A 21194-nucleotide genomic window follows, 5' to 3' on the forward strand; every position below is an offset into this window, starting at 1 on the left:
CCGTTCTAGACCGTAGGAGGCACCGCGGACCGTGTCAACGCTTTATCGTGAAGGCCGGGGAGGACCGTGAGGGCTCGCGACATCCGAAGAGGAGGCGCCAGTGCACTTCGGAACGCTGTCCCTGCCCGCCAGGCTCTACCTGCTGACATGGCACCCGGAGAAGCGCAGGTTCACCGGGGGGCCCGACCTCCACCTCGTGGTCCGCGCCGGTGCCCTCGCGGAACTCGCCCAGCGCGGCATGCTCATGGAGGCCGACGGCATCGTCACCCCGGTCGTCGACGCCCGCACCGGCGACCCGGTCCTCGACGCCCTCCTCGAACTCGTCGAGCAGTCCCGGCCGCGCACGTGGCGCGGGTGGATGGCACACCGCTCCCGCGCCACCCTGCGGGCGGTCCGCGACCAGCTGGCCGTCCACGGCTATGTGCGCGAGGGACGCAGGCGTGTCCTCGGTCTCTTCCCCGCCCGGCACTGGGAACTGGAGCGCGTCGGATACGCCGAGGCACTGCACGCGGAGACGCTCGCCGTCCTGAGCGGCCCGCAGGCGGTCACGGAGATCGCCGAGAGCGACGCGGCGCTCGCCGTCTGCGCCGCCACCGGCAAGCTGCGTCCCGTCGTCACCGGCGGGGACCGCAGGCGCTACCAGGACCGCACCGAGGCGCTGACCGACCGCAGCGGCGGCGACTCGCCGGAGCTGCGGACCCTGATGGACCACCTCCGCAAGGCGCTCGCCTCAGCCGTCGCGGCGGCCGAGGCGGCACGGTCGTCCGGCGGCGGAGGGGGCGGCTGACCGGGCGGGACGCGTCAGCAGGCGTCCCGCATCAGCTCGGCGAGATCCTGGTCGAGGTCGACGTGGCGGTGCTCCTGGCCGACCGGGACCAGCGCCGTCGTGCGGTGCAGGAAGCGGTGGAGATCGCCGGTGCGGATGTGGACGATCGCGGTGCCCTCGGGGGCATGGAACTCCACGACCGTGCGGTCGAAACCGTACGGCCGCACGCGCACGTCCCCTTCGCCCACCGCCCGCTCCACGCCGTGCGTGAGCAGCTCGCGGGCAAAGGTCCAGTAGACCTCGATGCCTTCCAGGGTCGCGGGCGCGGGGAAGCTCATGCGCACGGCGAAGGGGTCCTGCGGGTCGTAGTGGAGGGTCGCGGGAATGGTCGGCATCCGCGGTGCGGCGGCGACGAGGCGGGCCTCTACGGCTTGCTCGATGACGGTGGACAACGCCTGCTCCCTCACTGACTGCTGGACGACTGGGTCGGCACTTGACTAGACGACGGAAAGACGGAATCCGTGCACACGGAGAGTGGGTCGGACCGAGTGACCTCTGTCACCGCGACACCGTGGCAGCGCCCGCGGTTCCCGGCGCCCGTCGCACGGGGGACACCTTCAGGCCATCTGGACGAGCCTCCGCGCGTCGGCTAGCTTCGGCCGCCATGAGGGGCATGGGGAAGACGAAGTCGACGAGGCGGACGATACTCACGGGACTCTGCGGGGCGGCGCTCGCCGGGGCCGTCCTCGCGGCGCCGGGCACGGCGCGGGCGGACGGCCCGGCACACCACCCGGACCGCAGTCCGCGCTGGCAGCTGGGGGACAGCGGCACCGACGCCCGCTTCCGCGGCCTGGCCGCCGTCAGCCGGGACACCGCCTGGGTGGCCGGGACCAAGGGAACCGTCCTGCGGACCTCGAACGGCGGCAAGACCTGGCGCGAAGTCTCCCCGCCGGGCGCGGCCGGTCTCGAATTCCGGGACATCGAGGCCTTCGACGGCCGACGCGCTGTGGTGCTCGCCATCGGCGAGGGCGAGGCCTCACGGGTGCTGCGCACCGAGGACGGCGGCACGACCTGGACGGAGTCCTTCCGTAACACCGACGCCAAGGCCTTCTACGACTGCATGACCTTCTTCGACCGCCGCCACGGCCTGGCGATGAGCGATCCGGTCGACGGCAAGTACCGCATTCTCTCCACCGCCGACGGCGGCCGCTCCTGGAAGGTCCTGCCGAACGCGGGCATGCCCGCCGCGCAGGAGGGCGAGGCCGGCTTCGCGGCGAGCGGCCAGTGCCTGGTGAGCTCGGGGCCGCGCGACGTGTGGCTGGCCACCGGCGGAGCGGCGCGGGCGCGCGTCCTGCACTCCGCCGACCGCGGCCTGACCTGGACGGCCACCGACGCGCCGATCCCGGCGGGCGACCCGGCCCGCGGCGTCTTCGGGCTCGCGTTCCGCGACCGTGCGCACGGCATCGCGGTCGGCGGCGACTACCGCGCCGACCAGGCCTCACTGAAGGCGGCGGCGGTCACCCGGACCGGCGGTCGCCACTGGGACCCGGCCGGGCGCCCGCCGCCCGCCTATCGCTCGGGCGTGACGTGGTTCCCGCACAGCCGCTCCACGGCCCTCGCCGTCGGACCGACGGGCACGGACGTCACCACGGACGGCGGCCGGAGCTGGCGGACGGTCGACACGGGGTCGTACGACACCGTGGACTGTGCCCGGGACCGGGGCTGCTGGGCGGCGGGGGAGAAGGGGCGCGTCGCCCGCCTGGAGCGGGGCTGACCGGGCACGGGTCGCGGGCAGCGGCAGCGGCAGCGGCAGCGGTCAGGCGGGGAGCTGCTCGCGGTACGGGGCGAGCTCCGGTGCCGTCTTCGTCGCGTAGAACTCGGTGATGCGGTACTCGCAGACCCCGGCCAGTGTGAAGGGGTCCGTCGCGACGAGCTCCTCGATCCGCGCCCGGTCGTCCGCGACGGCGATGATCACGCCGCCGTCGCGCGGGTTCTTGCGGCCGGAGGCGATGAAGACGCCCGCCTCGTACTGCTCGTCGAGCCAGTCGACGTGGGCGGCCAGCTGCTCGTCGACGGCGGCGACCGGCGCGGTGTAGGTCAATTCGAGAATGAACATGATCGCGAGGCTACCGGGCTCCGCGGCCGCCCTGCCGGGGGACCGGGGACTACCTCGCCAGTTCCGCGCGGATCGTCTTGCCGGTCGGATCGAGCGTGACACCGACGGCCCTGGCCAGCTGCTGGACCATGGGCCAGCCGAAGCCGCCGGTGCCGCCCTCCAGGTCGGGGGCGCGCTGCAGCGGTGGGCGCGGGTCCGCGTCAGTGACGGCGATCGTGATGACGTCGTTCTGGGCGTGCAGGCGCAGCGCGCACAGGGCGCCGCGGGCGTGCCGCACCACGTTGGTGACGAGCTCGGAGACGACGAGCTCGATGCTCGCGGCGTTCAGGTCGTCCACGGCCGGGCTGAGTCCCTCGACGAAGCCGCGGGTGAGCTCCCGCGCGTCGGAGACCGCCTCGGGGCTCTTGTCGAAGGTGGCCGTGGCCGGCGGTCCGGTGCCGAGTGCCATGTGCTGTGTCCGCATGAGCCTCCTCCTTCAACGGGTTGGCCAGACCGAACGGTGGCCGTACGAGGAGAACTCCTGCCCGAAAAGTGGCGGGTTCAACGCCCTGTTGCGCAAGAGAAGCGCCGGACTCCGCTCAGGCGCGCCCTCGCCAGTCCAGGCACACGACCATCGCGTCGTCCTCGGCGTCGATCGGCCCGCGGTACCCCGCGAGCTCCCCAAGGACCGCGCGCGGCACCTGCGAGGGCGGCAGGAGCCGGGTGCTGGTCATCGCGCGGCTCAGCGCCCGTTCGCTGTAGCGCTCGCCCGTCGGCGACGCCGTGTTGTAGACGCCGTCGCTGACGAACAGGAGGCGGTCGCCGGGCCTGACCCGGAAGTGCTCGGTGGTGTACGGGGTGTCCTCGGACATGCCGAACGGAAGCTGCGCGTCCAGGTCGACGGGCTCGGGCCTGCCGTCGCGCATCCGCCACATCGTCGGCGAGCCCGCGTCGATGATCTCCGTCTCTCCCGTGCCGAGATGGAAGCGCAGAAGCAGTACGGAGAGGTGGGCCGCGCCCTGGAAATGGCCGTAGACGGCCTGGTCGGCCAGGCAGGCCTGGTCGACCAGGGACAGTCCGGCACGGCGGGCGTTGCGCATCGCGTTGACGGCCAGGTTGGTGAGCAGGGCGGCCTCGATGCCCTTGCCCATCCCGTTGGAGACGGTGAGGGTGAGGTGGTCGGCGGAGGTCGACCAGTCGAAGTTGTCGCCGTAGATGGCGTACGCCGGTTCGAGCTGGGCCCCGATCTCGTACTCGGGGCGGGAGCAGGAGCGGCCGGGCAGCAACTGCCACTGCATCTCGGCGGCGAGGGTGAGCCGTTCGGCCCGCCGGGCCTGGAGGTAGAGGTCGGTGTCGCGCTCGGCCACCACGATCGCGTGGCCCAGGACCTCGGCCACGTCGGCGAGTTCGCGCACGGTGGCCGGGTCGCAGGCCCGGGTGGGGAGGTGCACGGTGAGGATGCCGATGCGGTCTCCCCGTACGGTCACGGGGAGATGGACGGTGGTGAGGTCCGCGGGGCCGTCCGGCTCGACGTACGGTTCCTGGGCCCCGAACGCACGGCCGGGCGCGCTGGTGTGGACCGGAACGGGAGTCGCGGTAAGCGGAAGGGCGTTGACCGGTTGGAGTATGGTCATCGCGTAGTCGGCCATGAGCAGATCGGCGGAGTCGGCCGCGTAGTGAACAGCGAGCGCCTCCCGCACTGCTTCGAGGAGAGCGTGCGGTGCGGATCTGCGCAGAGCACGTTCCACGGCCGTGAATCTGTCCACCTGTCTGATACCACCTGTTCCGGTTCGGGATGAGAGCTTGCGAAGGAGCCGTGGGCCTGCCATGCCTCAGCGACTGACAGGGTCATTGCGAAGTGTCACAGTTGGAGGCATGGATTTTGAGACTTCCGTCGGGGGCAAGCAGGATGCGGCCGCGCATGCTGCCCGGGAAGTGATCGAACTGCTCGAGGTGCTGTGGAGCAGGGGCAGGGACATCACGCCGACAGCGCCGGTGTCGTCGTCACAGCTGCGCGTGCTGTACGCCCTGGACGGTGCTCAGGGGATCAATCTCCGCACCCTCGGCGAGTACTTGGGGTCGACGCCGTCGTCGGTGAGCCGTATGTGTGACCGCCTTCACGCCCTGGGCTTCATCGAGCGGTCCCTCAGCTCCGTCAGCCGCCGAGAGCTCGAACTGAGCTTGTCGAGCCGGGGAGAAAATTACCTCAACGAACTGCGGGCCCGCCGGGAAAGCGCGCTGCTCGAAGCCATCTCGGCCATGCGGCCCGCGGAGCGCTCGGCCCTGGTGAAGGGGTTGAGCGGCTTCCACGACGCGGTGGAGTGCACCACTCCCAGGCCGGGCCCGGTGGGCGGCCGTGCGGCGGAGCTCGCCTGACGCGCTGAGCGGCACGACGTCGCGGACCGCGCGGTGCCCGTTCGCGGGTTTACATCGGGCGTATCCAGGTACACGCAGACGATCGTGAAGAACCGAGAGCTGTGAGGTTCGGGTGAATGAGGCGTCATGGTCCGACGAGTGGCCGGATCGCGACGCCAACGGTGCCGCTGAATCGAGTAGTTGACGCGTCGTAGCCTCTGCCTTCGGAAGATCGTCGACCGGTTAACATTTGCCGTGCGACAACAATTGCTAAGGTGGATGGAATGAACACCAGTGAACCCGAGGCCCGGTCGCGCGTCATTGCCGCCCTGCGCGAGCAGGGGGAGAAGGTCGCCGACCGCTGGGTACAGCTCCAGTCGGCACAGGCGGTCCTGGAGACAGGAATCACCGAGGCCGAACTGAACGAGGAAGCCGACTCCCTGGTCGAGACGCTGCTCGCCGGCCTGGAAACCGACTATCCGGTGCAGCAGGTCGTGGCCTCACACCAAGGCCTCCGGCAGGCCATCGCCGACCTCTCGCTGCGCCGTGCCAGGGGAGGCGCCTCCGCCTCCGCCACCTACATGGCCGTGCTCACCCTCAAGGAAGCGCTGCTGGAAGCGGTGCAGTACGAGACGCGTGACGTCACCGCGCTCTACCAGGCGGCCCTGTTCATCAACCGCCTCCTCGACACCGCGGGCGCCAAGTCCTTCGAGATCTTCGTCGAGGGCCGCGAGGAGATCATCCGGCGCCAGAACCGCCAGCTCCTCGAAGTGTCCACTCCGGTGGTGCGCATCTGGGACCGGGTCCTTGCCGTCCCGCTGATCGGCACGCTCGACACGACCCGCACCCAGGTCGTGATGGAGAACCTGCTCGAGGCCATCGAGCGGGACGAGGCGCAGGTCGCCATCATCGACATCACCGGCGTGCCCACGGTGGACACCGCGGTGGCGCACCACCTGATGCAGACGGTCAACGCCGTACGGCTGATGGGTGCCGACTGCGTGATCAGCGGCATCCGTCCGCCGATCGCCCAGACCATCGCCCAGCTCGGCATCGACCTCTCGCGCATCCTGACGCGCGCGACGCTGGCCGACGCCCTCGCCGCCGCCATTCCCCTGCTCACCGACCAGTCGGAGCAGCGGTCCTCCTTCGCGGACGCGCGGTGAGCGGCGGCTTGAGCGGCGTACCGATCCTGCGACTCGGCGACGTCCTCGTCACCGGCCTCCTGAACGAGCTCGACGACAGGGCGGCGCTCGCCTTCACCGAGGAGCTCACGGAGCGCATCGTCGCCGACCGTGCGCGCGCCATCCTGATCGACACCTCGCGTCTGGAGATCATCGACTCCTTCGTGGCCAGGACCCTGATGGAGCTGACGACCACGGCGCGGCTCCTCGGGGCGCGGGTGATAGTGGCCGGCATGCGACCGGCGGTCGCGATAACGCTGGTGGAACTGGGACTGCAGCTGTCCGGCGTGGAGACCACGCTCAACGCGGAGCAGGGGATGATCGCGCTGGGTTGGCAGCCCGCCTCGCGATCACCCGAGGGGAGCCCAGTTGTCCCTCTACGGTGACCTCGACAACAAACCTGCCGTCCCCGCCCCCGCCCCCGCCCCCGCCCCCGCCCGCGGTGAGCGGTCGTCGGCGAGCCGGCCGGCGGGCCGTGACGAGCACGCCATCCGAGCCGAGGAGGACCTGCTCTCGGTGCGCCACGCGGTACGGGAAGCGACGCTGCGGGCCGGTTTCGGCCTGGTGGACCAGACCCGTATCGTCACGGCCGCCAGCGAACTGGCCCGCAACGCCTATGTGCACGGCGGCGGGGGCTCCCTCAGCCTGGAGATCATCGGCCAGGGCGAGAGCCAGGGGCTGCGCCTCACGGTGAGCGATCAGGGGCCGGGCATCGCCGATCTCGACCGGGCGTTCACCGACGGTTACACCACCGGCGCCGGTCTCGGCCACGGCCTGGGCGGCGCACGCCGCCTCATGGACGAGTTCACGGTGCAGTCCACCCCCGGCCGGGGCACGACCATCACCGCCGTGCGCTGGAACGGACGACGGTGAACGCCTGGGCGGCGGCGCGCACCCTGCACATCGCCATAGACCATCCGAGCGCTGTGCAGAGCGCGGCCGACCGGGCCCGCTCGGTCGCGCGCGGCATGCCCGGGGCGCTGCCCGACCAAGCGGCCGTGCTCGCCAGCGAGTTGGCCAGCAACATCCTCAAGCACGCCAAGAACGGCGCCCTGTTCGTCCAGCGATCGCCCCTCGGCGGCAGCCTGGACGTCATCGCCGTCGACAGCGGCCCCGGCATGCCCGACATCGGCCTGAGCCTCACGGACGGGTACAGCACCACCAAGACGATGGGCGCGGGCCTGGGCGCCGCGCGCCGGATCGCCACCGACTTCGCCATCCGCTCGGACGCGGGCCTCGGCACGCTCGCCCACGCCCGCCTCGCCGAACCGGACGCGCCGCGCACCCCCGCCGCCCTTGGGGCGCTCTGCCTGCCCGCTGACGGGGAGGACGAGAGCGGCGACGGATACGCGGTCGCCGATCACGACGGCGTACGGACCGCGCTCGTGATCGACGGCCTCGGCCACGGCCCCGAGGCGGCGACGGCCGCCCAGCGCGCCGAACGCACCTTCCTGGCGAACCCCGTCGCCCCGCTCGGGGACCTCATCACCGCACTGCACAAGGCACTGCGCCACACGCGCGGCGCCGCCGTGGCCGCCCTGCGCGTCACCGGCGGCCGCGCCGAGTTCTGCGGGATCGGCAACGTCCGCGCCGCGGCCGTCGCCCCGCACGGCGTCCACCACCAGCTCAACGGACAGGCCGGCATCGTCGGCTACACGCTGCCCACGCCCAGGAGCCAGTTCGTGGACCTGACCGAACGCAGCACCCTGGTCCTGTACACCGACGGGATCGACCACCGGTGGACGTACACCCCTTCCGACACGCGCCTCACGCTGCCCCCGATGCTGCTCGCGGCCTCCCTGGCCCACACGCACCGCCGCCGTCGTGACGACGCCACCGTCCTTGCCCTCGGCCCGCACCTGGGAATGAGATGACCCGCGAAACCTTCCGTACGCTCAAGGCTCTGCGGCACACCGTACGGAGCATCGCCCTGGGGCACCGGCTGCCCGCCGACGAACGGGCACGCCTCGTCCTGTCCCTGAGCGAGGTGGCGGCCGCGGCCCTCGGCGGCGGCCGTCCCGTCACCCTGCTCAGCGGACGGGAGACGCGGGAGGACGGTGCTCACCTGCTGACCCTCGCCCTGCGCCTGCCGCACCAGTGCACCGGCGCGCAGGTGGCGACCGACCGCCTGCCGCTGCGCGCGCGGACCCAGCCCGACGGCACCTTCGTGTGGAACCTGCCCCTGCCGTCCGGCGGCCGGCCGGCGAACCGGGCGCCGCTCACCCCCGCCGCGGCGGCGCAGCACGGCCAGTCCGACGTCGCCCTCCTCGAGGAGGAGCTCCGGGCCGCGCTGGCCCGCGCCGACACCCTGGCGGGCGAACACCAGCGGCTCAAGCACGAACTGGCCGAGACCAACAGCGGCGTCCTCGCCCTGTACGTGCAGCTCGAAGAGCGCGACGAGCAGCTGCGCACCGCGCACGGCCGCACCCTGCGCGCCCTTGAGGACGCGCTGCGCCCCAGGCCGCTGCACGTCGACGGCCTCGAACTGGCCGTGCACTACGCCCCGGCCAGCGACGACGCGCCCACCGGCGGAGACCTCTACGACTGGTTCACCCTGCCGGACGGAACGGTCCACATCACCGTCGTCGACGCGATCGGGCACGGGATCACCAGCACCCGTACCGCGCTGACCGTCACCCACGCGGTGCGCACCCTCGCGCTCGAAGGCCACCCGCTGGAGAGCATCGTGGCGCGGACCGACACCATCCTGGCGCCCTTCGACCAGAACGTCATGGCCACCCTGCTGCTCGCCCGCCTCGACCCGGCGACCGGCACGCTCTCGCTGGCCAACGGCAGCCACCCCCCGGCCCTGCTCGCGCACGCGGACGGCAGCGCGACGTACCTGGAGGTGCGCGGGCGAGGAATCGGTTTTCCACTGCCCGGCAGCGACCGCGTCCTGACCACGACCATGCAGGACGACGACGTGCTGCTCCTCTACACCGATGGCCTCACCGAGAGCCGTCGGGACCCCATCGAGGGCGAGGCCCGGCTCAAGGAAGCCCTGTGCCGCCACCGCACGCGACCGACGGAGCAGGTCCCCGGCCTGCTGGCCGAGGACCTGCTCAGCGATGTGCTGCACCTGGACGACACCCTGGCGATCGCGGTGCGGCGTACGGGGATCGGTACGGGGATCGGCGGTGCTAGTCGGTCACTTCGATCCGACCGTTGACGGCGGTGGCGGGGGCGGAGGCCGGTGCCTTTCCACCGGTCAGGCCCTTGCCGCCGGTGAGGTTCTTCAGGAGCTCGGCGAGGTCGACTCCCGTGGTGGAGTTGAGGAGTTCGACGCCCTGGGCGACGTTGTCAGCGACCGTGCGGGACAGCTGGCTCGCCCCGTCCGTCGAGATCACCGTCATCTTGTCCACGGCGCTGAGCGGCTCGGACGCCTTGGCGACCACGCTCGGCAGCACCTCGACGAGCATCTGCAGGACGGCGGCGTCCCCGTACCGCGTGAACGCGTCGGCCTTCTTGTGCATCGCCTCAGCCTCCGCGGAGCCCTTCGCGCCGATCGCGGCGGCCTCCGCCTCACCCTCCAGGCGTACGGCGTCGGCGAGCGCGGCACGGTGCGCCTTCTCGCCCTCACCGGTGAGCCGGGCCCGCTCCGCGTCCGCCTCCGCCTGCTTGACCAGGCCGATCCTGCGGGCCTCCGCCTCCTGCTCGGCCTGGTAGCGGGCGGCGTCGGCGGGCTTGCGGACCTTGGTGTCCAACTCCCGGTCGGTCAGGGCGGCCTGGCGCTGGGCGACCTTCTCCTGCTCGGACAGGACGTCCTGGCGCCTGGCCGCCTCGGCGAGCGGCCCCGCGGCGCCGGCGCGCGCCGCCGCCTCGTCCGTCTCGGCCTTGATCTCGGCCTGCTTGAGCGCGAACGTCCGCTGGGCGATCGCGATCTCCTCCTCGGCCTTCAGCCGCGCCTGCTCGGCGGCGCGCCGCGCCACCGCCTCGGCGATGTCCGCCTCCTGCTTGGCGCGGGCGGCCTCGGGGCGCCCGAGGTCCTCCAGGTAGGAGCCCTCGGTGGTGATGTCCTGGATCTGGAAGGCGTCAAGGACCAGGCCCTGCCCGGAGAGGCTGGCCTCGGCCTCCTCGGCGACCTGACCGGCGAACGCGGCACGGTCGCGGATGATGTCCTCGACCGACATCCGCCCGACGATGGAGCGCAGGGCGCCGGAGAGCACCTCCTGGGTGAAGCCGACGATGCCGTTCTGCTGCACCAGGAAACGCTGGGCCGCGGCCCGTATCGAGTCCTCGGTGCCGCCGACCTTCACGATGGCGACGCCTTCGAGGTTCGCCTTCACGCCGCGCAGCGTGACCGCACCGCGCACGGCGACCGGGATGTGCCGCGAGGACAGGTCGAGGGTGAACTTCTGCTGCACGAACGGCACGACGAAGACGCCGCCGCCGACCACGACCTTCTGACCGCTGTTGTCGGTCATGACCCGGCCGGTGTCCGGATCGGTGGACTTCTTGCCGCGCCGCCCGGTCACGATGAAGGCCTCGCTGGGCCCGGCGACCTTGTAGCGCGTGATGACGACGAGCGCCAACAGCACGAGGAGTACGACGACTCCGATGACGGCGGTCAGGACTGGACTCATGGTGCATTCCCCCCTGCCACCCGGGGACGGCAGATCGGTTACGTGAGGTGGTGCGGTCGATGCGTGGGTCAGCGCTGAACGGGCCGCACGGCCACCGAGGTCGGCGACAGCGCCGCGTCGACCCAGACCTCGGTGCCCCGCGCCACGGCGGCGGAGCTGCGGGCCGCGAACTTCACGGGCTGGCCCGCGAGGCGCAGCAGCACCTCGCCGTAGCCGTCGGCCGGGATCGCGGTGACCACGAAGCCCGCCGTGCCCACGAGGTCGTCGCCGCGCGGGGTACGGGCGGTCTGGTCACGCATCAGGGCCCGGGTGAACTTCCATGTCACCCAGCCCGCTCCGGTTCCGGCGCAGGCACCCGCGACGGCGGCGGGGCCCGCGCCGAGCCCGGTCGTACCGAGGACGAGCGCTCCGCCGAAGCCGAGCATCGAGACGAACCCGGCCACGACGGGCAGTGAAAGGAGCCCGTCGAAGACCCCGTCCAGGGCGCCCGCCCCGCCGAAGAGCCCTTCGAGCACGCCGTCCAGGGCGAGCGAGAGCGCGAGCAGCACGATCCCGGCGATGCCGAGACCAAGAAACACCGTCATCGGATCACTTCCCCCGTCCGTGCCGTTCACCTCGGTACGGGGCGATGGTGACATGACAGGCACGGTCGGCACATTGCCGGATCCTGGCAATCTTTACGCGTCTTTGATGCCGGTCGGCAGGGGAGGGGGCAATGGGCGGCCCACTAGGCTGCCCCGCACGATGACCAGCTACACCATGCCCTCCGACTGGCCCACCGACGAGCGGGCGGCGCGCGCCGTCCAGGACGAGCTGCGCGCCCGGGTCGTCCTCGATGAGACGGGCCCGCAGCCCGGCACGGGCCATGTGACCGGGGTGGACGTCGCCTACGACGACGAGCGGGACGTCGTCGCCGCGGCCGTCGTCGTCCTCGATGCCGCGACGCTCGACGTGGTCGAGGAGTCGACGGCGGTCGGCACGGTGGCGTTCCCCTACGTGCCGGGCCTGCTGGCCTTCCGTGAGATCCCGACGGTCCTCGCCGCGCTCGCCGGTCTGCGGGCCGACCCAGGCCTGGTCGTCTGTGACGGCTACGGCATCGCCCACCCCCGACGCTTCGGCCTCGCGAGCCACCTCGGAGTGCTGACGGGGCTTGCGACGATGGGCGTCGCGAAGAACCCGTTCACCTTCACGTACGAGGATCCGGCCGCCGCGCGGGGGAGCGCGGCGCCGCTGCTTGACGGCGCGGAGGAGGTGGGCCGTGCGCTGCGTACGCGGGAGGGCGTGAAGCCGGTCTTCGTCTCGGTGGGCCACCGGGTGGGTCTGGCCAACGCCTGCGAGCACACCCTGCGCCTCACGCCTCGCTTCCGGCTGCCGGAATCCACCCGCCGCGCGGACGCCCTGTGCCGCTCGGCGCTGCGCGAGGCGTGCGCGGGGCACCGGGTTGAACGATCAAATGACGGGCGAGTTAGCATATGAGCGCCGCCTAGCTCGAAAGATACTCCTGTGACTGTCAATGACGACTCGTTCACCAATTGGAAGCACCGTGAGGAGATCGCGGAGTCGATGATCCCGATCATCGGGAAGCTGCACCGCGAGCGGGACGTCACGGTCCTGCTGCACAGCCGCTCCCTGGTGAACAAGTCGGTGGTCAGCATTCTGAAGACCCACCGATTCGCCCGGCAGATCGCCGGCGAGGAGCTCTCGGTCACCGAGACGCTGCCGTTCCTGCAGGCTCTCACCACCCTCGATCTCGGCCCCTCGCAGATCGACCTCGGCATGCTCGCCGCGACGTACCGCGCCGACGACCGCGGTCTGTCGGTGGCGGAGTTCACCGCCGAGGCCGTCTCCGGCGCCACGGGTGAGAACAAGATCGAGTGCCGCGAGGGCCGCGACGTCGTCCTCTACGGCTTCGGCCGCATCGGACGCCTCGTCGCCCGCCTGCTCATCGAGAAGTCCGGCTCGGGCAACGGCCTCCGGCTGCGCGCCGTCGTCGTCCGTAAGGGCGGCGAGCAGGATCTGGTCAAGCGCGCCTCGCTGCTGCGCCGCGACTCCATCCACGGCCAGTTCCAGGGCACGATCACCGTCGACGAGGCGAACAGCACGATCGTCGCCAACGGCAACGAGATCAGGGTGATCTACGCCAACGACCCGTCCGAGGTCGACTACACGGCGTACGGCATCAAGGACGCCATCCTCATCGACAACACCGGCAAGTGGCGCGACCGCGAGGGCCTCTCGGAGCACCTGCGCCCGGGTATCGACAAGGTCGTCCTCACCGCGCCGGGCAAGGGCGACGTCCCGAACATCGTGCACGGCGTGAACCACGACACGATCAAGCCGGACGAGCAGATCCTGTCCTGCGCCTCCTGCACCACCAACGCGATCGTGCCGCCGCTGAAGGCGATGGCGGACGAGTACGGCGTCGTGCGCGGCCACGTGGAGACCGTCCACTCGTTCACCAACGACCAGAACCTTCTGGACAACTTCCACAAGGCCGACCGCCGCGGCCGCTCCGCGCCGCTGAACATGGTCATCACCGAGACCGGCGCCGCCTCCGCCGTCGCCAAGGCGCTGCCCGACCTCAAGGCGCCGATCACCGGCAGCTCGATCCGCGTCCCGGTCCCGGACGTCTCGATCGCGATCCTCAGCCTGCGGCTCGGCCGCGAGACCACCCGCGAGGAGGTCCTCGACCACCTCCGCAACGTGTCGCTGACCTCGCCGCTCAAGCGCCAGATCGACTTCACCAGCGCCCCCGACGCGGTCTCGAACGACTTCATCGGCTCGCGCCACGCCTCGATCATCGACGCCGGCGCCACCAAGGTCGACGGCGACAACGCGATCCTCTACCTCTGGTACGACAACGAGTTCGGCTACTCGTGCCAGGTCATCCGGGTCGTCCAGCACGTCTCCGGAGTGGAGTACCCGACCTACCCGGTGCCGGTGCTCTGATCCGCCGGTAGGTTCCGCGCCGGTCGAACGCGATCCGGCACGAACAGCGCGCCGCCACGGCATCGATCCTCACCGGATCGGTGCCGTGGCGGCGTTCTCGGAAGAAGTTCCGGCAGCCCGTCGGGTTGCGACCAGGGCCAGCACCCCGAGCACGATCAGTCCGGGCGCGCCGGATACGGGATAGAGAACCTGGAGCGGCACGCCGATGGCGAGCAGATACCAGCCCAGCTGTGCCGGGAGCCTGCCGGTGTCACGGACGACGCGCCCGCTGAGGGTGCCGAGGGCCAGAAGACCGAACCCGGCGAGGAAGAACCACATCTCGTACTCACGCTGCGGTGTTCCGGTGGCAGCGTTCCAGAATCCGTCGCGCGCCATGTCGTCGAAGGTTCTTGAGGCGATCAGGCCGACCGCGAAGTGCACTGCTGACAGCCCGATCACCAGGCGGGGTATCAACCGGATCATTGTCAACGTCCTTGCTTCTCGCGGCCCTTGAGCTTCCTGACGGCACCGGCGACGACTCCATACACCGTTGTATGGAGGGACCATACAGTACTGTACGGTCATGGCGAGAGAGCACCTCACACCTCAGGACTGGTCGACCGCGGCGCTGCGTGCGATGGCCCGCGGCGGAGTCGCCGCAGTGTCGGTCAACGCACTCGCGGGCGAGCTGGGGGCGACCCGGGGCAGCTTCTACTGGCACTTCAAGGATCGCGACGCTCTGCTGACGGCCGCGCTGGAAGCGTGGGAGGAGGGCAACACCACCGCCCTGATCTCACAGTTGGGCGACATCACCGACCCCCGGCAGCGATTGACGGTCCTGTTCACCACCGCGCTGGGGGAGCAGGACATCAACGGCCTGGAGCCCGCGATCGTCGCCCACGCCGACCACCCCGCCGTCGCCCCGACCCTGCGCCGGGTCACCGACCGGCGGATCGCCTACCTCACCGACCTCTACGTCGACCTGGGCCTGACCGCCGCACCGGCCCGGCGCCAAGCGGTCGCGGCCTACGCCGCCTACCTCGGATGGCTCGAACTGCGCCGTTCTGCCGGCGACATCGTTCCCGAGGTCGCCACCACTGGCACCGCCGCACTGGAGCATCTGATCGCCGAGCTGGCCCGCCCCGGCGGGCACCGGGCGCAGCCGGAGCACGATGCCGCCCCGCACGTCACCGTGCGGGGTCGGCGTCGTACCGGTGGATGAGGGCTTGTCGCGCTACCGCACCGACGCCACCCGGAACGTAAGCCCCACGGCGCGCAGCCGCTCGATCAGCGCGTCGCCCATCGCCGCCGCCGTGGTGACCTGTCCGGCCGTCGGCGGCAGGTCGTCGAGGGCCAGGCACAGCGCCGACTCGCCCAGCATCCGTGCCGTCTCGTCGTAGCCGGGGTCGCCGCCCGAGACCTCGGTGAATACCCGCTGGCCGCCGCCCTCGCCGACGAACCGCACCGAGAACCACGACGCGGCCCGCCGCTCCTGGCCCGGTCCGTCGCCCGGCTTGAGCCGCCCGGACAGCCATCGCCGTACGGGCGGCAGCTGCGCGGCCGTGAGCAGGCCGCCGAGGACTGCCGGGGCGCCCAGCGCGACCGGCAGCGACTTCACGGCCGCGTAGTGCCGGTAGCGGAAGTCCGGCCCGTACCGCTCAAGGGCGCGCGCCGAGCGCTGCACCACCTGCGGGTCGATCGTCGGCAGCGGCAGCGCCCACGCGCCGACCTCACCCGCGTACCGGGGCGCACCCGGCGGGGCGTACGCCTTGCGTCCCACGAGGCGCGGCTCGTGCTGCTTCCGGTCCCGCGCGGCGGCAAGGAGCTGCGGCCCCCGCCCGAACTGGTTGAGCGCGGAGGCGAACGTGCCGCCGGAGAACCGCGCGCCGACCCGGACGAACCCGTCGACGCGCAGCGGCACTCCCTCGGGCAGTTCCCGCACGGTGAAGTAGGCCCCCAGGTCGTGCGGGACCGAGTCGAAGCCGCAGGAGTGCACGAGCCGTGCGCCCGTCTCCCGCGCGCGGGCGTCGTGCCGCACGTACATGAGGTCGACGAACTCGGGCTCACCCGTCAGGTCCACGTAGTCCGTGCCCGCCTCGGCGCACGCCGCGACCAGATCCTGCCCGTACGTGAGGTACGGGCCGACCGTCGAGGCGACCACGCGCGCGTGGGAGGCCATTTCCCGCAGCGAAGCGGGGTCCGCCACGTCGGCGTGGACCAGGGGCAGTTCGGCGCACGCCGGGTCGATGGCGGCGAGCCGCTCCCGCAGCGCCTCCAGCTTCGTGGTGTCGCGCCCCGCGACGGACCAGCGCACCCCTTCGGGGGCGTGGGCGGCGAGATGCTCCGCGGTCAGTGTCCCCACGAACCCTGTCGCTCCGAAGAGCACGATGTCGTACGTGCGGTCGCTGTTCTTGCTCTGCTGGCTCTTGCTGTTACCACCGGTCATGGCAGTCATGGCACCTTTCCGCCGTGCTCCGAGTGCAGTCGTGGGTGGCCGAGGCTACCGCCGGATTCCGGTGGCGGACCGAAATTGGCTAAGCGCTTGCTCGCCAGGGGCTTGTGCGCGGTGGAACACGTTCTTAGCATCACTGGTGTTACATCAGTTGTGTCATAGTGCTGGGGGCTCAATGGCTGTGCCGGACAAGGGCGTTCACGGACCGCTGGCCGGGGTGCGCGTGGTGGAGCTCGCAGGCATCGGGCCCGGCCCGTTCGCGGCCATGCTCCTCGCCGATCTCGGCGCCGACGTCGTACGCGTCGACCGGCCGGACGGCGGCGGCCTCGCGATCAATCCCGAGTACGACGTGACCAACCGCAACAAGCGCTCCGTCGTCATCGACCTCAAGGCCGACGACGGCGCGGCCCGCGTCCTCGACCTGGCCGAGCGCGCCGACGTGCTCATCGAGGGCTACCGGCCCGGCGTGGCCGAGCGCCTCGGCGTCGGCCCGCAGGAGTGCCGGGCCCGCAATCCGAGGCTCGTCTACGGCCGGATGACCGGCTGGGGCCAGGAGGGCCCGCTCGCCCGGCGCGCCGGGCACGACATCGCGTACATCGCCATCACCGGCACCCTCGGCATGATCGGCAACCCCGGCGAACCGCCCGCGATCCCCGCGAACCTCGTGGGCGACTACGCGGGCGGCTCGCTCTATCTCGTCGTCGGCATCCTCGCGGCACTGCACCACGCGCGCGTGCACGGCGCCGGGCAGGTCGTGGACGCCGCGATCGTGGACGGCGCGGCGCACCTCTCCACCATGATCCACGGCATGCTCGCGGCCGGCGGCTGGCAGGACCGCCGCGGCGCCAACCTCCTCGACGGCGGCTGCCCCTTCTACGGGAACTACGAGACCGCCGACGGCGGCTACATGGCCGTCGGCTCCCTGGAGCAGCAGTTCTACGACGAGTTCATCGAGCTCCTCGGCCTCGACGGGGACGTGCCCGCCCGCAAGGACCTGGCCCGCTGGGGCGAGCTGCGCGAGGCCGTCGCCGCCCGCTTCAAGCAACGTACCCGCGACGAGTGGACGGCCGTCTTCGAGGACTCCGACGCCTGCGTGGCGCCCGTGCTGTCCCTGCGCGAGGCCCCAGGACACCCGCACCTCGCCGCCCGCGGCACCTTCGTCGACCACGGCGGCATCACCCAGCCCGCCCCCGCGCCCCGCTTCTCCGCCACCCCGACACACGTCCGCACCGGACCCGCGCGGCCCGGCGCCGACACCGCCGAAGTGGCCCGCGACTGGGACGTACCGGCCCTCGCGCGGCCCGCCGGGGAACCCAAGGAAGAGGAAGGCCACTGATGCGACTCTCGTCCCCGCTCGCCTACGCGGGCGACCCGCGCGAGGCCGCCGACGACATCGCGGCCCTGGAGTCCGCGGGCCTGGACGCGGTGTGGGTCGCCGAGGCGTACGGCTTCGACTCGCCCACCGTCATGGGCTATCTGGCGGCGCGCACGGAGCGCATGAAGATCGGCGCCGCCATCCTCAACGTCTACTCCCGCACGCCCGCCCTCATCGCCCAGACCGCCGCCGGGCTCGACGCGGTCTCCGGCGGGCGCGCGATCATCGGCCTCGGTGCCTCGGGCCCGCAGGTCGTCGAGGGCTGGCACGGCAAGGCGTATGACAAGCCGCTCGGCCGCACCCGCGAGGCCATCGAGCTGACCCGGCGCATCCTGCGCCGCGAGGTCATCGACCACCACGGCATCACGGACATGCCACTGCCTCCGGAGAAGGGCGGCAGGCTCGGCAAGCCCCTGAAGATTCTCACCAAACCGGTACGCCCCGAAGTCCCGCTCTACGTGGCCTCCCTGGGGCCCGCCAACGTGACCATGACGGCGGAGATCGCCGACGGCTGGCTGCCCACCCTCTTCATCCCGGAGAAGGCCCACGAGGTGTGGGGCGCGGCGCTCGCCGCGGGCAGGGCGCGGCGCGACCCGTCCCTCGGGCCGCTGGAGACCGTCGCAGGGGGACTGCTGGCCATCGGCGACGACGCGGCGGCCGTGCGCGACGCGGCCCGCCCGCAGATCGCCCTCTACGTAGGAGGCATGGGCGCCAAGGGGAAGAACTTCTACAACGACCTCGCGGTGGCCTACGGCTACGGCAAGGAAGCCGCGCGCATCCAGGAGCTCTACCTCGCGGGGAAGAAGAAGGAGGCCGAGGCCGCCGTCCCGGACGAGTTCTGCGAGCTCATGTCGCTGTGCGGGCCCGAGGGCTATGTACGCGAGCGCATCGAGGCCTTCCGGGCCGCGGGCGTCACCATGCTCAACGTCATACCGGTCGGCCCCGAGCCGGCCAAGTCGATCGAAACCGTCAAGGGCTGGCTCTAGGCCCCAGCAGGGCTCGTCGGTTCTCACAGGGCTCCAGGAGGCCACGTACAGATGAAGCGGCAGATCTTCTCCGCCGAGCACGACGCGTTCCGCGAGAGCGTCCGCACCTTCCTTGCGAAGGAGGTGCTCCCGCACTACGAGCAGTGGGAGAAGGACGGCATCGTCTCCCGCGAGGCGTGGCTCGCGGCCGGCAAGCAGGGGCTCCTCGGCCTCGCCGTGCCCGAGGAGTACGGAGGCGGCGGGAACGCCGACTTCCGCTACTCCGCCGTCCTCGCCGAGGAGTTCACGCGCGCGGGCGCCGCCGGTCTCGCCATCGGCCTGCACAACGACATCATCGGCCCCTATCTGACCTCGCTCGCCACCGACGAGCAGAAGCGCCGCTGGCTGCCCGGCTTCTGCTCCGGCGAGACGATCACCGCCATCGCGATGACCGAGCCCGGCGCGGGCTCCGACCTCCAGGCCATCCGCACCAGCGCCGAGGACCGCGGCGACCACTGGGTGCTCAACGGCTCCAAGACGTTCATCTCGAACGGCATCCTCGCCGACCTCGTCATCGTCGTCGCCAAGACGGCTCCCGACGGCGGCGCCCACGGCCTGTCCCTCCTCGTCGTCGAGCGCGGCATGGAAGGCTTCGAGCGGGGCCGCAACCTCGACAAGATCGGCCAGAAGTCCCAGGACACCGCGGAGCTCTTCTTCGACGACGTACGCGTCCCCAAGGAGAATCTGCTCGGCGAGCTCAACGGCGCGTTCATCCACCTGATGACGAACCTCGCGCAGGAGCGCATGGGCATCGCCGTCGCCGGGATCGCCGCCGCCGAGTACCTCCTGGAGATCACCACGACGTACGTCAAGGAGCGCGAGGCCTTCGGGCGGCCGCTGGCCAGGCTGCAGCACATCCGCTTCGAGATAGCGGAGATGGCCACCGAGTGCGCCGTCACCCGCACCTTCCTCGACCGGTGCATCGTCGACCACTCGAACGGGGAACTCGACGCCGTGCACGCGTCGATGGCGAAGTGGTGGGCCACCGAGCTGCAGAAGCGCGTCGCCGACCGCTGCCTGCAACTGCACGGCGGCTACGGCTACATGACGGAGTACCGCGTCGCGAAGGCCTTCACCGACGGTCGCATCCAGACCATCTACGGCGGCACGACCGAGATCATGAAGGAGATCATCGGCCGTTCCCTCCTCGGCTGACCCGGCCCCCGAAAACCCCGACATCCCGGACACCCCCGAAAGGCTCACGCGTGACCACCGAAGCGTACGTATACGACGCGATCCGCACCCCGCGCGGACGCGGCAAGGCCAGTGGCGCCCTGCACGGCACGAAGCCCATCGACCTCGTCGTCGGCCTGATCCACGAGATCCAGGCCCGCTTCCCCGGCCTCGACCCGGCCGCCATCGACGACATCGTCCTCGGCGTGGTGGGCCCGGTCGGCGACCAGGGCTCCGACATCGCGCGGATCGCCGCCATCGCCGCGGGGCTGCCCGACACGGTCGCCGGTGTCCAGGAGAACCGCTTCTGTGCCTCGGGCCTCGAAGCGGTCAACCTCGCCGCGATGAAGGTCCGCTCGGGCTGGGAGGACCTGGTGCTCGCGGGCGGCGTCGAGTCGATGTCGCGGGTGCCGATGGCCTCCGACGGCGGCGCCTGGTTCGCCGACCCGATGACCAACTTCGAGACCAACTTCGCGCCGCAGGGCATCGGCGCCGACCTCATCGCCACCATCGAGGGCTTCTCGCGGCGCGACGTCGACGAGTACGCGGCCCTCTCCCAGGAGCGCGCCGCCGCGGCCTGGAAGGACGGCCGCTTCGGGAAGTCCGTCGTGCCGGTCAAGGACCGCAACGGCCTGGTCGTCCTCGACCACGACGAGCACCTGCGCCCCGGCACCACCGCCGACTCCCTCGCCAAGCTGAAGCCGTCCTTCAAGGACATCGGCGACCTGGGCGGCTTCGACGCGGTGGCGCTGCAGAAGTACCACTGGATCGAGGAGATCGACCACGTCCACCACGCGGGCAACTCCTCCGGCATCGTCGACGGCGCCTCGCTGGTCGCCGTCGGCAACAAGGAGGTCGGCGAGCGCTACGGCCTGACCCCGCGCGCCCGGATCGTCTCCGTCGCCGTCTCGGGCTCCGAGCCGCTGATCATGCTCACGGGGCCCGCGCCCGCGACCCGCAAGGCGCTCGCCAAAGCCGGTCTGACCATCGACGACATCGACCTCGTCGAGATCAACGAGGCGTTCGCCGCGGTCGTGCTGCGCTTCGTCAGGGACATGGGGCTCTCCCTGGACAAGGTGAACGTCAACGGTGGCGCGATCGCGCTCGGTCACCCGCTCGGGGCGACCGGCGCGATGATCCTGGGCACGCTCGTCGATGAGCTGGAGCGGCGTGACCTCCGGTACGGGTTGGCCACGTTGTGCGTCGGTGGCGGTATGGGCATCGCCACGATCGTGGAACGGCTGTAGGGCTGGGCGTC

At 71.4% G+C, this 21194-nt stretch carries 23 protein-coding genes; 15 read left to right on the forward strand and 8 right to left on the reverse strand.

Annotated elements, in window-relative coordinates:
• Positions 1 to 100 precede the first annotated feature (100 nt).
• Complete coding sequence (locus tag ABZ953_RS24915) at positions 101 to 787, forward strand: GPP34 family phosphoprotein (RefSeq protein ID WP_361727490.1); 687 nt, start codon at positions 101 to 103, stop codon at positions 785 to 787.
• A 14-nt stretch (positions 788 to 801) separates the two neighbouring features.
• Here the strand turns inward: ABZ953_RS24915 and ABZ953_RS24920 are convergent, their stop codons facing one another.
• Complete coding sequence (locus ABZ953_RS24920) at positions 802 to 1218, reverse strand: SsgA family sporulation/cell division regulator (RefSeq protein WP_361727492.1); 417 nt, start codon at positions 1216 to 1218, stop codon at positions 802 to 804.
• 212 nt (positions 1219 to 1430) lie between these two features.
• Here ABZ953_RS24920 and ABZ953_RS24925 point away from each other — a divergent pair, with 212 nt between their 5' ends.
• Positions 1431 to 2540 carry an oxidoreductase gene (locus ABZ953_RS24925; RefSeq protein WP_361727494.1) on the forward strand — a complete coding sequence of 370 codons (1110 nt, stop codon included), beginning with the start codon at positions 1431 to 1433 and terminating at the stop codon, positions 2538 to 2540.
• 42 nt (positions 2541 to 2582) lie between these two features.
• On the opposite strand, the gene ABZ953_RS24930 is transcribed toward ABZ953_RS24925, so the two are convergent.
• From ABZ953_RS24930 to ABZ953_RS24940, 3 genes are all read right to left on the reverse strand, one after another.
• Entirely contained in the window at positions 2583 to 2882 is a 300-nt protein-coding gene (locus ABZ953_RS24930) for a YciI family protein (RefSeq protein WP_361727495.1), read from the reverse strand.
• Positions 2883 to 2931: 49 nt separating this feature from the next.
• A complete protein-coding gene (locus ABZ953_RS24935) occupies positions 2932 to 3345 on the reverse strand; it encodes an ATP-binding protein (RefSeq protein WP_361727497.1) in 414 nt (137 codons plus the stop codon).
• 115 nt (positions 3346 to 3460) lie between these two features.
• The gene (locus ABZ953_RS24940) at positions 3461 to 4627 is read right to left on the reverse strand and encodes a PP2C family protein-serine/threonine phosphatase (protein ID WP_361727499.1); all 1167 of its coding nucleotides are present in this window, start codon (positions 4625 to 4627) and stop codon (positions 3461 to 3463) included.
• A 109-nt stretch (positions 4628 to 4736) separates the two neighbouring features.
• Here ABZ953_RS24940 and ABZ953_RS24945 point away from each other — a divergent pair, with 109 nt between their 5' ends.
• The 6 genes from ABZ953_RS24945 (at position 4737) to ABZ953_RS24970 (ending at position 9569) form a co-directional block, all read left to right on the forward strand.
• Complete coding sequence (locus ABZ953_RS24945; RefSeq protein WP_361727501.1) at positions 4737 to 5237, forward strand: MarR family transcriptional regulator; 501 nt, start codon at positions 4737 to 4739, stop codon at positions 5235 to 5237.
• A gap of 263 nt (positions 5238 to 5500) precedes the next feature.
• Positions 5501 to 6382, forward strand: coding sequence for an STAS domain-containing protein (locus tag ABZ953_RS24950; RefSeq protein ID WP_361727503.1), 882 nt, complete (start codon positions 5501 to 5503; stop codon positions 6380 to 6382).
• Entirely contained in the window at positions 6379 to 6786 is a 408-nt protein-coding gene (locus ABZ953_RS24955) for an STAS domain-containing protein (RefSeq protein WP_361727505.1), read from the forward strand. The genes ABZ953_RS24950 and ABZ953_RS24955 overlap by 4 nt, the downstream gene beginning before the upstream one ends.
• Positions 6787 to 6889: 103 nt before the next feature.
• The gene (locus ABZ953_RS24960) at positions 6890 to 7273 is read left to right on the forward strand and encodes an anti-sigma regulatory factor (protein ID WP_361727751.1); all 384 of its coding nucleotides are present in this window, start codon (positions 6890 to 6892) and stop codon (positions 7271 to 7273) included.
• Positions 7270 to 8274, forward strand: a complete 1005-nt coding sequence (locus tag ABZ953_RS24965) for a SpoIIE family protein phosphatase (protein ID WP_361727506.1) — start codon at positions 7270 to 7272, stop codon at positions 8272 to 8274. The genes ABZ953_RS24960 and ABZ953_RS24965 overlap by 4 nt, the downstream gene beginning before the upstream one ends.
• Positions 8271 to 9569 (forward strand): PP2C family protein-serine/threonine phosphatase, encoded by a 1299-nt coding sequence (locus tag ABZ953_RS24970; RefSeq protein ID WP_361727508.1) that lies wholly within the window; start codon positions 8271 to 8273, stop codon positions 9567 to 9569. Before ABZ953_RS24965 ends, ABZ953_RS24970 begins: the two co-directional genes overlap by 4 nt.
• Here the strand turns inward: ABZ953_RS24970 and ABZ953_RS24975 are convergent.
• Together ABZ953_RS24975 and ABZ953_RS24980 are read right to left on the reverse strand one after the other, a co-directional pair.
• Positions 9541 to 10983 (reverse strand): SPFH domain-containing protein, encoded by a 1443-nt coding sequence (locus ABZ953_RS24975; protein ID WP_361727510.1) that lies wholly within the window; start codon positions 10981 to 10983, stop codon positions 9541 to 9543. The two genes, ABZ953_RS24970 and ABZ953_RS24975, sit on opposite strands and share 29 nt — an antisense overlap.
• Before the next feature lie 68 nt (positions 10984 to 11051).
• Complete coding sequence (locus ABZ953_RS24980) at positions 11052 to 11567, reverse strand: hypothetical protein (RefSeq protein WP_361727753.1); 516 nt, start codon at positions 11565 to 11567, stop codon at positions 11052 to 11054.
• Between the two features lie 160 nt (positions 11568 to 11727).
• Here ABZ953_RS24980 and ABZ953_RS24985 point away from each other — a divergent pair, with 160 nt between their 5' ends.
• Both ABZ953_RS24985 and ABZ953_RS24990 read left to right on the forward strand, forming a co-directional pair.
• Complete coding sequence (locus ABZ953_RS24985) at positions 11728 to 12459, forward strand: endonuclease V (RefSeq protein WP_361727512.1); 732 nt, start codon at positions 11728 to 11730, stop codon at positions 12457 to 12459.
• Between the two features lie 27 nt (positions 12460 to 12486).
• Positions 12487 to 13932, forward strand: coding sequence for a glyceraldehyde-3-phosphate dehydrogenase (locus tag ABZ953_RS24990; RefSeq protein WP_361727514.1), 1446 nt, complete (start codon positions 12487 to 12489; stop codon positions 13930 to 13932).
• Positions 13933 to 14001: 69 nt separating this feature from the next.
• Here ABZ953_RS24990 and ABZ953_RS24995 read toward each other — a convergent pair whose 3' ends face one another.
• Positions 14002 to 14394, reverse strand: a complete 393-nt coding sequence (locus ABZ953_RS24995; RefSeq protein ID WP_361727516.1) for a DUF6463 family protein — start codon at positions 14392 to 14394, stop codon at positions 14002 to 14004.
• 100 nt (positions 14395 to 14494) lie between these two features.
• Between ABZ953_RS24995 and ABZ953_RS25000 the strand changes: the two genes are divergently transcribed.
• Positions 14495 to 15133, forward strand: a complete 639-nt coding sequence (locus tag ABZ953_RS25000) for a TetR/AcrR family transcriptional regulator (protein WP_361727517.1) — start codon at positions 14495 to 14497, stop codon at positions 15131 to 15133.
• A 12-nt stretch (positions 15134 to 15145) separates the two neighbouring features.
• On the opposite strand, the gene ABZ953_RS25005 is transcribed toward ABZ953_RS25000, so the two are convergent.
• Complete coding sequence (locus ABZ953_RS25005; RefSeq protein ID WP_361727519.1) at positions 15146 to 16366, reverse strand: saccharopine dehydrogenase NADP-binding domain-containing protein; 1221 nt, start codon at positions 16364 to 16366, stop codon at positions 15146 to 15148.
• 172 nt (positions 16367 to 16538) lie between these two features.
• Here ABZ953_RS25005 and ABZ953_RS25010 point away from each other — a divergent pair, with 172 nt between their 5' ends.
• The 4 genes from ABZ953_RS25010 to ABZ953_RS25025 are packed head-to-tail and all read left to right on the forward strand — an operon-like array spanning position 16539 to position 21183.
• Complete coding sequence (locus tag ABZ953_RS25010; protein WP_361727521.1) at positions 16539 to 17699, forward strand: CaiB/BaiF CoA-transferase family protein; 1161 nt, start codon at positions 16539 to 16541, stop codon at positions 17697 to 17699.
• Positions 17699 to 18724, forward strand: coding sequence for an LLM class F420-dependent oxidoreductase (locus ABZ953_RS25015; protein WP_361727523.1), 1026 nt, complete (start codon positions 17699 to 17701; stop codon positions 18722 to 18724). Before ABZ953_RS25010 ends, ABZ953_RS25015 begins: the two co-directional genes overlap by 1 nt.
• Before the next feature lie 51 nt (positions 18725 to 18775).
• On the forward strand, positions 18776 to 19918 hold the full coding sequence (locus ABZ953_RS25020) for an acyl-CoA dehydrogenase family protein (protein ID WP_361727525.1): 1143 nt from the start codon (positions 18776 to 18778) through the stop codon (positions 19916 to 19918).
• Positions 19919 to 19968: 50 nt separating this feature from the next.
• On the forward strand, positions 19969 to 21183 hold the full coding sequence (locus tag ABZ953_RS25025; RefSeq protein ID WP_361727527.1) for an acetyl-CoA C-acetyltransferase: 1215 nt from the start codon (positions 19969 to 19971) through the stop codon (positions 21181 to 21183).
• The last annotated feature ends 11 nt before the right edge of the window (positions 21184 to 21194 follow it).

The sequence above is a fragment of the Streptomyces sp. NPDC046465 genome, from assembly GCF_040646035.1.
In the GTDB taxonomy this organism is placed as follows: domain Bacteria; phylum Actinomycetota; class Actinomycetes; order Streptomycetales; family Streptomycetaceae; genus Streptomyces.